10 protein-coding genes are annotated in these 13,920 nt (G+C 69.0%); 3 read left to right on the top strand and 7 right to left on the bottom strand.

The window, feature by feature from the left end:
* Positions 1-94: 94 nt before the first annotated feature.
* The 6 genes from ACN26Z_RS19005 to ACN26Z_RS18980 form a co-directional block, all read right to left on the bottom strand.
* Complete coding sequence (locus tag ACN26Z_RS19005) at positions 95-778, bottom strand: DUF624 domain-containing protein (RefSeq protein WP_282238134.1); 684 nt, start codon at positions 776-778, stop codon at positions 95-97.
* A complete protein-coding gene (locus tag ACN26Z_RS19000) occupies positions 775-2,295 on the bottom strand; it encodes a GH39 family glycosyl hydrolase (protein ID WP_421462617.1) in 1,521 nt (506 codons plus the stop codon). The genes ACN26Z_RS19005 and ACN26Z_RS19000 overlap by 4 nt, the downstream gene beginning before the upstream one ends.
* A 71-nt stretch (positions 2,296-2,366) precedes the next feature.
* Positions 2,367-4,004 (bottom strand): extracellular solute-binding protein, encoded by a 1,638-nt coding sequence (locus ACN26Z_RS18995; RefSeq protein ID WP_282238136.1) that lies wholly within the window; start codon positions 4,002-4,004, stop codon positions 2,367-2,369.
* Between the two features lie 45 nt (positions 4,005-4,049).
* Positions 4,050-4,985, bottom strand: a complete 936-nt coding sequence (locus ACN26Z_RS18990; protein WP_421462616.1) for a carbohydrate ABC transporter permease — start codon at positions 4,983-4,985, stop codon at positions 4,050-4,052.
* Entirely contained in the window at positions 4,982-5,962 is a 981-nt protein-coding gene (locus ACN26Z_RS18985; RefSeq protein WP_282238138.1) for an ABC transporter permease, read from the bottom strand. Before ACN26Z_RS18985 ends, ACN26Z_RS18990 begins: the two co-directional genes overlap by 4 nt.
* Positions 5,959-8,358 (bottom strand): glycoside hydrolase family 3 N-terminal domain-containing protein, encoded by a 2,400-nt coding sequence (locus ACN26Z_RS18980; protein ID WP_421462615.1) that lies wholly within the window; start codon positions 8,356-8,358, stop codon positions 5,959-5,961. The genes ACN26Z_RS18985 and ACN26Z_RS18980 overlap by 4 nt, the downstream gene beginning before the upstream one ends.
* A gap of 295 nt (positions 8,359-8,653) precedes the next feature.
* Between ACN26Z_RS18980 and ACN26Z_RS18975 the strand changes: the two genes are divergently transcribed.
* The 3 genes from ACN26Z_RS18975 (at position 8,654) to ACN26Z_RS18965 (ending at position 12,458) form a co-directional block, all read left to right on the top strand.
* Complete coding sequence (locus tag ACN26Z_RS18975; RefSeq protein ID WP_093406934.1) at positions 8,654-9,685, top strand: LacI family DNA-binding transcriptional regulator; 1,032 nt, start codon at positions 8,654-8,656, stop codon at positions 9,683-9,685.
* Positions 9,686-9,706: 21 nt separating this feature from the next.
* The gene (locus ACN26Z_RS18970) at positions 9,707-10,753 is read left to right on the top strand and encodes an acetylxylan esterase (RefSeq protein ID WP_093406932.1); all 1,047 of its coding nucleotides are present in this window, start codon (positions 9,707-9,709) and stop codon (positions 10,751-10,753) included.
* 262 nt (positions 10,754-11,015) lie between these two features.
* The gene (locus tag ACN26Z_RS18965; RefSeq protein ID WP_282238140.1) at positions 11,016-12,458 is read left to right on the top strand and encodes an endo-1,4-beta-xylanase; all 1,443 of its coding nucleotides are present in this window, start codon (positions 11,016-11,018) and stop codon (positions 12,456-12,458) included.
* 97 nt (positions 12,459-12,555) lie between these two features.
* On the opposite strand, the gene manD is transcribed toward ACN26Z_RS18965, so the two are convergent.
* Complete coding sequence (gene manD, locus ACN26Z_RS18960; protein ID WP_282238141.1) at positions 12,556-13,764, bottom strand: D-mannonate dehydratase ManD; 1,209 nt, start codon at positions 13,762-13,764, stop codon at positions 12,556-12,558.
* Between the last annotated feature and the right edge of the window lie 156 nt (positions 13,765-13,920).

Here is a 13,920-nt window from a genome sequence, read left to right as displayed (position 1 = left end):
GTGAACAGCCGGTCGTCGTCGTCCCACACGGCCTCGGGCCACTGCTCGGGGTCGTAGTCGCCACCGAACGGCACCTTGGGCGTGACGGGCAGACTCACTCGACGAACTCCTCGGTGATGATGTCGGTCATCGGTGCGCCACCGCGGACCAGCGCCAGCGCCAGCACCGAGCCGAGGGCGGCGAGCGCCGCCTCCGAGGCGACCATGGTCAGCGCCGTCGCCGCCACCAGCAGCAACGCGGTGCCGACGGCGACCACCGGGGTACGCAGCACGAAGTACCCGGCCAGCCGGAACACGTCGCGCAGCCGGAACGTGAACAGCGACGTGATCACCAGCGCGTTTACCCCCACGACCGACACCACGGCACCGACAAGCGCCAGCGGCACCGCCCACCAGCCGGGCACCCCCGCCGCCGGCAGGTTGACCAGGTTGACCGCGATGACGGTCAGCCACACCAGCGTCGGAACCCAGACCAGCAGCGAACCGGTCAGGTTGGCCCGGTACCCGCGCCAGAACAGCCGCCACGGATGCAGCTCGGTCAGGTCGAGACGCTGCCGGTGCAGGGCGTACAGCGCGGCGGAGAAGGCCGGGCCGAGCGGTACCGCGCAGAGCGCGACCAGCGGCAGGTTGCTCACGTGCCGCTCCAGCGCGAACAGCGCCACCAGGCCGGGCGCCGCGCAGACCAGCAGCAGCAACTCCACCACCAGCAGGGTGTAGATCAGCGCCGCGCCCCGGGACAGCGGGCCGGCACCGAACTCCCGACGGGCGGCGGTGCTCACGACGGCTCCCGACCCAGCAGCCGACTCTCGTCCCACCAGGGCGGCGTTTCGTCGGTCACCGGGCTCACCTCGGCCAGGGTCACCTCGTGCCGGGCCAGGTGCAGGTCCAACTCGACGCGGCCGGCCAGCACCGGCAGCGAGCCGTGTCGCCGGGCCGGCTCGGCGGCCTGCCGCAGGACGTCCAGTTGGCGGGCGGTGGGGGAGGGCGGTCGGCCCATTTCGCCCCAGGCCCGCCAGGCGTTGCCGGACTCCTCGCTGACCGAGGAGCGCAGCAGGAACGCGGTGCGGGCGGTCGGGTCGGCTACCGGCAGCGACAGGCGTACGGTGTGGCCGTCCACCGGTTCACCGCCGGTGACGTCGACCGGCGCCCAGGCCAGCACCGCGATGCGGCCGGTGTCGTCGCGGGTGACCAGGTGGTCCGCGCCACGGGCCAGGATCTGCGGACCCAGCCGGTTCATGAAGGCGTACAGGTGGAACGTGGGTTTGCGGATCTGACGGTGGGTGAGCAGCCCGAAGCCGCCGTGGAACAGCGCGGTAGGGATGCCCACCTCCTCGAACACGTCGCTGAAGGTCCAGTACGCGAAGGAGTCGACCAGGTCGCCACCGCCGGCCAGCACCGGAGCGAGGTAGGCGGCGTGGAAGGCGGTGTCGTGGATGGGGTTGTCCGGCCGGTACGAGCTGTTGAACTCCGTGATGTGCACCGGCAGGTCGGCCAGCGCGCTGCCGGCGAGCAACCGGCGGGGACTGGCGAACTGCTCCAGCAGCCGCTGCGCCGGTGCCAGGGTCTGGTGTACGCCGAACGGCACGTGTTGGGCCGGGCCGGAGGTGTAGGCGTGCCGGCTGACGAAGTCGACGGGCACCGAGCGGTCGGTGACGAACTCGGCGAATCGGGGCAGCCATCCGTCGTCGGCGCCGGGGGAGAGCGCCGGGCCACCGACCTGGAGGTGGGCGTCGACGTCCTTCACCGCGTGCGCGGTCACCTCGTAGAGGCGGTGGTAGGCGTCGGCGTCCGCGTCCTGCCAGAACTCCTTCAGGTCGGGCTCATTCCACACCTCGATCGGCCAGCCACGCACCTCGTGCAGGCCGTACCGGTCGACGAGGTGGCCGATGGTGGCCCGGACCAGGGCTGCCCATTCGGTGTGCGACCGGGGTGGGGTGACGTTGCCGTGCCACCAGAAGACCGTCTGGTCGCCGCTGGCCAGTCCGGACGGCATGAAACCCAGCTCCACGAACGGTCGGACACCCAGCTCGAGGTAGGCGTCGACGACTTGGTCGAGGTAGCCGAAGGCGTGCCGGACGTGCCGTTGACCCTGGTGGTCGTACGGCCGGTGCACACCGACGCCGTCGCTGAGCAGGCCGTGCCCCCGGATGTACCGGAAGCCGATCTCGCGTTGGACCAGGGCCAGTGAGTCCTGGTAGTCGCGCCGCAGTGCCAGGTCGAACCGGCCGGTGCCGACGGCGAGACGCCACGCGTCGCTCAGCCGGCCGACGGGTTGCTCCGCAACGGTGATCCGCATCGTCGTCCCTGTGCTCGGGTGGAAGGTGTCCGGTCCGGTCGCGCCGACACGACCGGACCGGACACGTCTTTCTAGTTCTTCTCCTGGAAGCGCTTGTGTGCCTCGTTGACCATCGTCAGGTAGGCGTCCATGTTCTTGCTCTTCAACTCCGCCACGTACGCGTCCCATTCGGCGAAGTCACGCTGCCCGAGGACGAACTGGAGCGTGGCCTGGTAGACGTGGTCCTTCAGCGGGGTCTCCCAGAGCGACACCTGCTCGCGTTCCTCGTCATTGAGCGGGTACGGCGGCGGCGGCGACTTCGGCGCCCGCGCGTTCATCACCTGCTGGAACTCCTGCTCCTCGGGCGAGAAGAACCCCTGCACCAGCTCGGGCTTGCCGCCGTAGGAGAACACGCCGTTGCCGAAGCCGAAGTCCTTCTGCAGGTGCTTGGGCGCGCCGGGGTTCAGGCCGATCATGTCGACGTCCGGAGCGAGAGTGGGCTTGCCGGCGGCGTCCCTGACGAAGGTGGTGCCCTCGACGCCCCACTTGGCGAACTCCTGGCCCGCGTCCGAATACCACAGCCAGTCGACGAACTGCATCATGGCCACGAAGTTCTTGCTGTCGCGGGCCTTCGAGGAGATCATCATGCCGTTCTCCAGGCGGCTGGCCGGGTTGATCTCGCCGGCCGGGCCGATCGGCAGCGGGATCTTGGTGATTTTCGCCTTCGGGTTGGTCGCGGCCAGGTCCGGCCGGTAGTCGTTGACCAACGTCTGCGCGTTGCTGCTGATCACGAAGGACTTGCTGTTGGCGAGCTTCTGCCGGGCCAGGTCATCGGTCTGGGTGAAGCTCTCCGGGTCGAGCAACTTCTCCGCCACCAGCTTGTTGAGGTACTGCAACATCTGCTTGTACTGCTCGGTGGCGCCGGTGTACTCGAACTGCTGCGCCTGGTCGTTCCATGTGACGTGCTGGAAGTTCCAGCCCGCGCCTGCCAGGCCGTACGACACGGCCAGCATGTTGAGCAGGTTACCCGCCGGGTTGGGCTGGCTGAACCGGTCGGAGAACGGGTAGACGTCCGGGTACGCCGCCTTCATCGCCTTGAGCATGGTGTAGACCTCGTCCCAGGTCTTTGGGACTTCAAGGTTCAGCTCTTCGAGGATGTCGGTGCGGACCGCCAGGGAGTACTCGTGCCAGGGCTTCTCGTGCAGGCCGGGCAGCAGGTAGAACTTGCCGTCCTGCTGGCGCAGGGTGTCCATCTCCGGCTTCAGGTTCCACTTCTCGATCTTGTCCTTGAGGTTCGGCATCAGATCGAGGTAGTCGCTGACCGGCAGGATCGCCCCCGAGGAGACGTACGCGTGCACGTCCGGCGGATAGGTCTTCGGGATCAGCAGGGGAGCGTCGCCGGCACCGATGAGCAGGCTGCGCTTCTGGTTGTAGTCGCTCAGCGGCACGGCTACCTTTTCGAGGCTGACGTTCGTCCGGGACTTCAACTCCGTCCAGAACAGCCAGTCCTCCTTGAGCGGATAGTTGGGGTGGTTGTTGTAGAGGACGGAGAAGGAAAGCGGTTCGGTGGCCTTGAACTGGGTACCGACCGCGTAGTTCTCCATCGCGCCGGCCCGGTTCTCCGACAGGTCCTCGCTGTCGGACGAGTCGTCGCCACAGGCGGTGACGCTGCCGAGGGCCAGCAGCACGGCAGCAGCCGCCGCCGCGTGACGCCACGATCTGCGGAACATGGCGGGATCCTTTCAACTCGGTGGTGAGAGGGGTGTTTCTTCTGGTCAGCCCTTGACCGCGCCGAGCATGATGCCCCGGACGAAATACCGCTGGACGAAGGGATAGACCAGGAGGATCGGCAAGGTGGTGAGCACGATGGTCACGGCCTTGAGGGTCGCCTCGGCCTGTACCTCGTTGGCCTCGGTGATCGACCCGACGTTCTCCGCGCCGGTGGCACCGGCGATCAGGTTGCGCAGGTACACGGTGACCGGCCACAGCTCCTGCCGGTCCATGTAGAGGAAGGCCGCGAACCAGGAGTTCCAGAAGGCCACCGCGTAGAAGAGCACCATCGTGGCGACGATGGCCTTCGACAGCGGCAGCACGATCCGCAGCAGGATGCCGTACGTGTTGAGCCCGTCGACCGCGGCGGCCTCCTCCAGCTCCGTCGGCAGGCTCTCGAAGAACGCCTTCATCACCAACAGGTTGAACACGTTTATGGCGTTGGGTAGCGCGATGGCCCAGACGCTGTTCTTCAGGCCCAGGCTGGTGACCAGGACGTAGTTGGGAATGAGACCGCCGGTGAAGAACATGGTGAAGACCGCGATGCCGACCAGCATCCCGCGCCCCTTGAGCTGCTTCTTCGACAGCACGTACGCGTAGCAGGTGGTCATCACGATCGAGATGACCGTGGCGGTGACCGTGTAGAACACGGTGTTGCGATAGTTCGTCCAGAACAACGAGTCGGACATCAGCAGCTGGTACGTCTCCAGGGTGAATCCGCGCGGCACGAGATTCACCTGGCCGGCGATGATGTACGCCTCGTCGCTCATCGAACGAGCCACGATGTTGACGAACGGGTAGAGCGTCACCACCACCACGAGGGTCAGGATGATCCCGTTGACCACCTGGAACACCCGGTAGCCTCGGGTCTGCTGGATGCCTCGGCGACGGCGAGGGCGGGGCTTGGTCTCGGTGGGCCGCTTGGCGGCGTCGATGGTCACCACAGGCTCGTCCCCACCGTGCGGCGGGCGATCAGGTTCGCCGAGACGACCAGGATCAACCCGATCACCGCCTCGAACAGCCCGATCGCGGCGGCGTAGCTGAAGTTGCTGGACTGGAAGCCCATCCGGAACAGGTAGGTGGAGATCACGTCCGCGGTCGGATAGGTGAGCGGGTTGTACAGCAGCAGGATCTTCTCGAAGCCGACCGCCATGAAGGCGCCGATGTTGAGGATCAGCAGCGTCACCATGGTCGGCCGGATGCCCGGCAGCGTGACGTGCCAGGTCTGCCGCCACCGGTTGGCGCCGTCGATCCGGGCGGCCTCGTAGAGGTCGTCGTCGATGGTGGTGAGCGCCGCCAGGTAGAGGATCGTGCCCCAGCCGACGGTCTGCCAGACCTCCGAGGAAACGTAGATGGTGCGGAACCACTCCGGCCGTTGCAGGAACGGGATGGCGTCACCGCCACCGGCGCGGACGAGCTGGTTGACCGTGCCATCCATCGACAGCAGCTGCATGACGATGGCCGCCACGATCACGATGGACAGGAAGTGCGGCAGGTAGGACACCGACTGCACGAAGCGCTTGAGCTTGCGGGCCCGGACCTCGTTGAGCAGCAGCGCCAGCACGATCGGCAACGGGAAGCAGAACAGCAGGGTCAGCGCACCCAGCACCAGCGTGTTGGTGAAGACGTTCCAGAACGTCGGGTCGTTCAGGAACATCTTGAAGTACCGCAGCCCGACCCAGTACTCGCCGAAGATGTTGCCGCCGGGCTGGAACCGGCGGAAGGCGATGATGTTGCCCAGCATCGGTAGGTACCGGAAGATCAGGAAGAACAGCAGCGGCAGGATCGCCAGCGAGTACAGCTGCCAGTCGCGCCGCAGCGCGCGCCGCCAGGTCTGCCGGGCGGCCCGTGGTGGCCGCTTCGGTGGCGTCGTGTCCGGACTGGACGCCGACGAGGTCAGGGTGGTCACGCTGCTCATGGCCGGTCCTCCGGCGCGGGCCCGGTGACCGGTTCGACGCGTACCCGGGACAGCAGTTCGCGGTGGTGACCGACCTCGCGCTCGTCACCCTCCAGCCGCAGTGCCAGGCTCGCCACCACGTCAGCGCTGGAACGGCTGAGCCGCAGCTGCACCTCGCCGGGCTCGACCACTCGCCGGCCGTGCAGCCCGGTGAACGAGGTGACGTCGGCAGGGACCGTGAAGCTGACCCGAGCCGCTCCGCCGGGCGCCACCGGGACCCGCGCGTACCCGATCAGACGCACCACCGGTCGGGTGGTCTGCGCCACCGGATCGTGCAGGTAGAGCTGGACCACCTCGGTTCCGGCCCGGGTGCCGGTGTTGCGGACGGTGACGCCGACGGTCACCTCCCCGTCGACCGGCCAGGTCGCCGGAGCCGCGGTGACATCGCCAGACGCGTCGCTCACCTCGGCGTCGTCCCACTCGAAGGTGGTGTAGCTGAGACCGTGGCCGAACGGGAACGCCGGCGTCGGGTCCACCGACGACACCTTCGACCGTCGGCCGAGGATGGGCGTGAGGTAGGTGCCGGGGAGCCCACCGGCGTGCCGGGGCACGCTGACCGGCAGCCTCCCGGACGGGTCGACCGCGCCGGTGAGGATCTCGGCCAACGCCTGACCGCCGAGCTGGCCGGGAAAGAACGCCTGCACGATGGCGCTCGCGCTGTCCGCCGCGTCGCCCAGGGCGTACGGACGGCCGGAGAGGACCACCAGGACGACCGGCGTCCCGGTGGCCAGCACCGCGCGTACCAGTTCCGCCTGCACTCCGGGCAGCTCAAGGTCGACCGCGTCGCAGCCCTCGCCGGACGTCCCCCGGCCGAACATGCCGGCCCGGTCGCCGACGGCCAGGACGCAGACGTCGGCGTCGGCGGCCGCCTGAACCGCCGCCGCGATGCCCGATGTGTCGTCGCCGGTGATGTCGGTACCCGGTACGTGGGTGAGCTGCGGATGCCGCCGTGCGAGCGCCTCGCGCAGAGAGGGGATCTCGACCCCGATGCCGTGCTCGGGGTGGTGCACCCCGACGTGCAGCGGGAACGTGTAGCAGCCGAGCATCGCCATCGCGTCGTCCGCGACCGGACCGACCAGGGCGACCCGCTGGTGATCGGCGAGGGGCAGCAGCCCGTCCCGGTTGCGGAGCAGTACGACGGACTGGCGGGCCAGCCGCAGGGCGACGGCCTGATTGGCCTCGTCGTCGAAGCGCAGCGCCTCGACGTCCGCCGGCAGCTCCTGCCAGCCCTCGTCGAGCAGCCCCAGCTCGATCTTCTGAATCAGCACCCGCCGCAGCGCCCGGTCGACGAGGCCCTCGCTGATCTCGCCGGAGCGTACCGCCGCCGCCAGGGGCGCGCCGTAGGCGTCCACGGTGGGTAGCTCGACGTCGATGCCGGCCCGTAGCGCCAGCCGCGCCGCCGCCGCAGCGTCCGCGGCGACACCGTGCAGGGTCTGCAGGAACCGGACGGCGAAGTAGTCCGCGACGAGCACGCCGTCGAAGCCCCACTGTTCCCGCAGCGTCCGGGTGAGCAGATCCTCGTCGGCCGCCGCCGGCACACCGTCGATCTCGGCGTACGAGTTCATCACCGACCGCGCCCCACCGAGCCGCAGGGCCATCTCGAAGGGCGGCAGGATCACGTCGGCCAGTTCCCGGCGCCCCATCGCGGTCGGTGCCAGGTTCCGGCCGCCGCGCGACGCCGAGTAGCCGGCGAAGTGCTTCAACGTCGCCACCACGCCGGCCCGTTCCAACCCGCGCACGTACGCCGCGCCGATCGTGCCGACCAGGTAGGGATCTTCGGCGATCGTCTCCTCGGTGCGCCCCCAGCGGTAGTCGCGGGTGACGTCCAGCACCGGTGCGAGTCCCTGATGGACGCCGGCTGCCCGCATCGACCGGCCGATCAGCCCGGCCATCTCCTCGACCAGCTCCGGGTCGAAGGCCGCGCCCCAGCTCAGCGGGGTCGGGTAGACGGTCGCCCGCCAGGCGGCGAAGCCGGTGAGGCACTCCTCGTGCACCTGCGCCGGAATGCCGAACCGGTTTGCCGCAACGATCTGCGCCTGGGACGCGGCCAGGGACCGGGCGCCGAGGACCGGGTCGACCGGCGCGGTTCCGAACGGCCGGGTCAGCTGCCCCAGGCCGTGCCGGATCGCCTCCGACCACGGTGGAGTGTGCTCGACCATGTCGGTCTGGTGGGGAGCGACGCCCTCACCGGAAGCGTCCGCACCGACCCAGAGGCCGACCAGCTGAGCGAGTTTCTCTTCCAGCGACATCAGCGGGATGAGCGCGTCGGCCCGTTCGTCCGGTCGCAGCTTCGGATCACGCCACCGATCGGCGTGAGTGGACGCCAATCGGTCGTCGACGGGCAGCTGACTTGTCATGCGAACCCCTCCGGCCGGGGCCGGGAGGTCTCCCGGCAGGCCACGCCGACCGCCGTGGAGCACGGCGATTATCGAAATTTTCGGAAACCAGTCGGACACCTGTGTCGGGGAACCTAAGCGCGTCGACAGGGCATGTCAAGAGGCATGGAAAGACTGTTCAGGCCGTACTTGCCGTGCTGGTAAGCGATTGCCCGTATTCATCTCCGCGAGTGGGCAGCATCGACTTGGGTCACCTTCCGCCGGTCCGATGCGTGCTACAGTCTCCGAAAATTTCGGAATCGTTGCAGAGGATCCGATGGCAGAGAAGCGTTCGCCGGCAGCGCTCGGCTCCGCGACCATCGCGACCATCGCGCGGGAGGTCGGTGTCTCCTCGGCCACGGTCTCGAAGGTCCTCAACGGACGGTCGGACGTGGCCGCCGTGACCCGGGCGCGCGTCGAGGCCAGCCTGCAACGGCACCGCTACCGCCGACGCTCCCGTCGGGCGCCCGGAGAGGGCCAGATCGACCTGGTGTTCCACGAGTTCGGTTCCGACTGGGCCCTGGAGATCATCAGGGGGGTCGAGGCGGTCGCCGCCCTCACCGGGGTGAACGTGATGCTGTCGCAGCTCAGCGCCGCTCGCCGGCCACCGCAGTCCTGGGTCGACGCGGCGGTCGCCCGGCGCCCCCTCGGGGTGCTGCTGGTCATGTGCAACCTCACCGAACCGCAGCGGCAGCAGTTGCAGCGCCAGTCGATCCCCGTGGTCGTCATCGACACCGACAGCGCCAGCGTGGCCTCCGTTCCGACCGTCGGCTCGAACAACTGGAACGGCGGTCTGATCGCCACCCGGCACCTGTTGGATCTCGGGCACCGCCGGATCGCGGTCATCTCCGGTCCACGGGACGTGCTCTGTGCCCGGGCCCGCACGGCCGGCTTCCGGTGCGCCCATGAGGAACTCGGCGTCCCGATCGATGCCACGCTGGTCCGCCATGGCAACTTCCACCTCGACGCCGGTTACACCCACGGCATCGAGTTGCTCAGTCGGCCCGACCGTCCGTCGGCGATCTTCGCCGGCTCCGACCTGCAGGCGTTGGGGGTGTTGCGGGCGGCCCGGCAGCTCGGCCTCGACGTTCCCGGCGACGTGTCGGTGGTCGGCTACGACAACCTGCCACTCTCGGCCTGGGTCGGTCCGGCCCTGACCACGGTCCATCAGCCGCTGCGCGACATGGCCGGCACCGCCACCCAGATGCTGCTCGACCTAGCGCGCGGCAACGCCCTGCCCACCAGCCGGATAGATCTGGTCGCCGAACTGGTGATCAGGGAGAGCACCGCGCCGCCCCCACATTCATGACCGAGCCCGCTGCGAGGAGCCATGCCCCTGTTCGACCTCCCGCTGGCCCAGTTGCGCCAGTACACGCCGGCCGTGGCCGAGCCCGCCGACTTCGACACGTTCTGGCAGTCGACCCTGGACGCGGCGACCCAGTCGCCGGTGCTGCTCGACCTCCGACCCGAACCGACCGACCTGCGCCTGGTGGACAGCTGGGACGTCACCTTCGCCGGTTTCGGCGGCGACCCGGTCCGGGCCTGGTACAACCGTCCGGCCGGGGTCGACGAGGCGCTACCGGTGATCGTGGAGTACGTCGGCTACGGCCGTGGTCGGGGGCTGCCACACGAACGCCTGACCTGGCCGGTTGCCGGCTATGCCCACCTGCTGATGGACGCCAGGGGACAGTCCGGCCAGTACGGCGCGGGGGATACACCGGACCCGCACGGTGCGGCACCCGGTGGTCCGTCGCCGGTGACCCGCGGCATCATGACCCCGGAGGGCTACTACTACCGCCGGCTCATCACCGATGCGGTGCGGGCGGTGCAGGCGGCCCGTGCGCTGCCGGGAGTCGACCCGCGTCGGGTGGTGGCCGCCGGCAACAGCCAGGGTGGCGGTTTGTCCCTCGCGGTCGCCGGCCTGGTCAGTGACCTCGCCGCCGTGCTCACCACCGCACCGTTCCTCTGTCACCCGCAGCGGGCCCTGGAGATCACCGAGGTCGGCGTGTACGGCGAGATCGTCAACTACCTCGCGGTCAACCGCGACGCGGAGCCGGCCGTACGACGCACGCTGTCGTACGTCGACGGGGTCAGCTTTGCCCGTCGGGCCAACGCGCCGGTCCACTTCGGTATCGGGCTGCGGGACATGGTGTGTCCCCCGAGCACCGGGTTCGCCGCCTACAACCACTACGGTGCCACCGTTGGTGGTCCGCCTCCCGAGCGCACGATGCATGTCTATCCGTTCAACGGCCACGAACACGGCGACGCGACTCAGGTGCGGCGGCAGCTGCGCTGGCTGGCTGACGTGCTCGGCGAGGAAACCACGGATCGGTCGGACGGCCCGAAACTTTCGAGGGCTCTGATCTCACCGGCATGACCACATTCCCGGTGGCGCGCCGACGACGGCGGAGTCGGACCGGTACGGGGGTGAACGGTCAAAGAGTGCTGCGGCGCGTTGAGCTTTCGGACCTGTTTCGATAAGGTTTTCGATACAACAGCCTCGATCTACTCATGATGGCCGGCTGAGTGCACCGGCCGACGCGGCATCCGGGCGACCGCGTCGGTGACGAGGGCCATCGTGTTGGGCAGTAGTCGGGGCCGGCTTCTCATCAGCACGGCTTCGTCGAAAGGCTCATGCCATGAACAACGCCCACGCCCGCGCCAGCGGGCGGCCGGCTACCCGACTGCGAACGCGCGCTGCGCTGGTCTCGGCCGCAGTCGGTCTCGCCCTCGTTGCCTCCAGCCTGGTGGTGACCTCCAGCGCCCAGGCCGCCGAGTCCACCCTCGGTGCGGCTGCGGCCCAGTCCGGCCGGTACTTCGGTGCCGCGGTGGCGGGGCACAAGCTCTCCGATTCCACCTACGTCAACATCCTGAACCGCGAGTTCAACTCGGTCACGGCCGAGAACGAGATGAAGATCGACGCGCTCGAGCCGCAGCAGGGGCGGTTCACCTACACGAACGCGGATCGGATCGTCAACCACGCCCTGTCCCGCGGCTGGAAGGTCCGGGGTCACACTCTGGCCTGGCACTCGCAGCAGCCCGAGTGGATGCGGAACATGTCGGGCACCGCGTTGCGTAACGCGATGCTCAACCACGTCACCCAGGTCGCGTCCTACTACCGGGGCAAGATCGACTCGTGGGACGTGGTGAACGAGGCGTTCGACGACGGCAACAGCGGCGCACGGCGGGACTCGAACCTGCAGCGCACCGGCAACGACTGGATCGAGGCCGCGTTCCGGGCCGCCCGGGCCGCCGACCCGGGTGCCAAGCTCTGCTACAACGACTACAACACCGACAACTGGACCTGGGCCAAGACCCAGGCCGTGTACCGGATGGTGCAGGACTTCAAGCAGCGTGGCGTGCCGATCGACTGCGTCGGGTTCCAGTCGCACTTCAACGCGCAGTCGGCGTACAACAGCAACTACCGCACCACGCTGTCCAGCTTCGCCGCGCTCGGGGTGGACGTGCAGATCACCGAGCTGGACATCGAGGGCTCCGGCTCCCAGCAGGCGGACACGTACCGTCGGGTGGTCCAGGACTGCCTCGCGGTCCCGCGGTGCAACGGCATCACCGTGTGGGGCATCCGGGACAGCGACTCGTGGCGCTCGTACGGCACCCCGCTGCTGTTCGACAACAACGGCAACAAGAAGCAGGCGTACAACGCGACGCTCGATGCCCTGAACGCGGGCGGGACCACCCCGCCGCCCACCACCCCGCCGCCGACCACTCCTCCGCCGAGCACCCCGCCGCCCAGCACCCCGCCGCCGAGCACTCCGCCGCCCGGTGGATCCGGATGCACCGCGTCGGTGGCGTCGCTGGACCAGTGGAACGGTGGCTTCGTCGCTCAGATCCGGGTCACCGCAGGCTCCAGCAGTTTGAACGGCTGGGCGGTAACCATCGGACTTCCGGGCGGTAGCTCGGTGACCAATACGTGGAACGCCAGCTCCAGCGGAACCAGTGGCAACGTGACGTTCCGCAACGTCAGCTACAACGGTAGCGTCGGCGCCGGCGGCACCGCCAGCTTCGGCTTCCAGGGCACCGGTACCGGGCCATCCGGTAACTTCGCCTGCTCCGGGAGCTGATCCGTCAGCACCACACCGGGCCCGGCGCGGACATGTCCGCGCCGGGCCTCGGCGCGCCAGGTGCCGCCTGGCTCAGCGGGTCAGGCCGAGCGCCACGTCACCAGTTGTGCAGGGTGCCGTCCTCCAACCGGTTCACCGGCAGCGAAGCCGGGCGGTACGGATGCCGCGCCGCCAACTTCTCGTCGATGTCGACGCCGAGCCCCGGTTCCTCCGACGGGTGCAGACAGCCGTCGGCGAAGCGGTACGAGTGCGGGAAGACCGCGTCGGTCGCCTCGGTATGTGGCAGATACTCCTGCAGACCGAAGTTGGGGATGCTGACGTCGAGATGCAGGGCCGCGGCCAGGCACACCGGGGACAGCGTGGTGGTGCCGTGCGACCCGCTGCGTACGTGGTACAGGTGGGCGAGGTCGAAGATCCGGCGCAGGTGGGTGATGCCTCCCGCGTGCACGACGGTGGCCCGCACGTAGTCGATGAGCTGCTCGGTGATCAGCTGCTGGCAGTCCCAGACGGTGTTGAAGACCTCGCCGACGGCGAGCGGCGTGGTGGTGTGCTGGCGGATCAGCCGGAAACCCTCCTGCAACTCCGCCGGCACCGGGTCCTCCAGCCAGGTCAGCGCGTACGGCTCCAGGGCCTTGCCCAGCCGGGCGGCCTCGATCGGGGTGAGCCGGTGGTGCACATCGTGCAGCAGCTTCACCTCCGGCCCGAACTCGCTGCGTACCTGGGCGAAGACCGACGGCACATGGGTGAGATACCGTTCGCTGCTCCACACGGTCTCGGCCGGGACGGCCGCGCCCGTCGGCTCATGTGCCGCGCCGTCCTGAGTCACGCCGTAGGTGTCGGCCAGCCCGGGCACGCCGCACTGCACCCGGATCGCGCGGTACCCGAGATCGAGGTGGCGGGCCATCTCGGCGAGCAGGCCGTCCACAGTGGGCGCGTTCGCGTGGCCGTAGACGGTGACCCCGTCGCGGCTGCGGCCGCCCAGCAGTTGGTACACCGGCAGCCCGGCCACCTTGCCCTTGATGTCCCACAGCGCGGTGTCCACCGCCGCGATGGCGCTCATCGTCACCGGGCCGCGCCGCCAGTACGCGCCCCGGTACAGGTACTGCCAGGTGTCCTCGATCCGGTCGGCTTCCCGACCGATCAACAGCGGTACGACGTGCTCGGTCAGGTAACTCGCGACCGCGATCTCCCGGCCGGCGAGGGTGGCATCGCCGACCCCGGTCACCCCGTCGTCCGTCACGAGCTTCAACGTGACGAAGTTCCGGCCGGGACAGGTGACGATGACCCGGGCATCGGCGATCTTCATCCAGGCTCCTCACCGGTGGCCGACGGCATCGACGCGAGCCAGTCTGGGATCACCCCCATGATCTGTCAACCGACTCCGAGCGGGTGGCCGTGCGGCCGTTCGGTCGCCTTACCTTGCCCGACGCACCCGCGCGCCCGGCGGTCCGTTGACGGACCG

Origin of the sequence: Verrucosispora sp. WMMD703 (genome assembly GCF_049178935.1) — a bacterium.
GTDB lineage: Bacteria > Actinomycetota > Actinomycetes > Mycobacteriales > Micromonosporaceae > Micromonospora > Micromonospora sediminimaris.
This window is presented reverse-complemented; position numbering and strand designations above follow the sequence as displayed.

Bases quoted from the DNA above. Each gene is read 5' to 3' on its own strand.
- ACN26Z_RS18985 (WP_282238138.1), bottom strand. From the start codon at position 5,962: ATGAGCAGCGTGACCACCCTGACCTCGTCGGCGTCCAGTCCGGACACG.
- ACN26Z_RS18995 (WP_282238136.1), bottom strand. From the start codon at position 4,004: ATGTTCCGCAGATCGTGGCGTCACGCGGCGGCGGCTGCTGCCGTGCTG.
- ACN26Z_RS18975 (WP_093406934.1), top strand. From the start codon at position 8,654: ATGGCAGAGAAGCGTTCGCCGGCAGCGCTCGGCTCCGCGACCATCGCG.
- ACN26Z_RS18965 (WP_282238140.1), top strand. From the start codon at position 11,016: ATGAACAACGCCCACGCCCGCGCCAGCGGGCGGCCGGCTACCCGACTG.
- ACN26Z_RS18980 (WP_421462615.1), bottom strand. From the start codon at position 8,358: ATGACAAGTCAGCTGCCCGTCGACGACCGATTGGCGTCCACTCACGCC.
- ACN26Z_RS18970 (WP_093406932.1), top strand. From the start codon at position 9,707: ATGCCCCTGTTCGACCTCCCGCTGGCCCAGTTGCGCCAGTACACGCCG.
- ACN26Z_RS19000 (WP_421462617.1), bottom strand. From the start codon at position 2,295: ATGCGGATCACCGTTGCGGAGCAACCCGTCGGCCGGCTGAGCGACGCG.
- manD (WP_282238141.1), bottom strand. From the start codon at position 13,764: ATGAAGATCGCCGATGCCCGGGTCATCGTCACCTGTCCCGGCCGGAAC.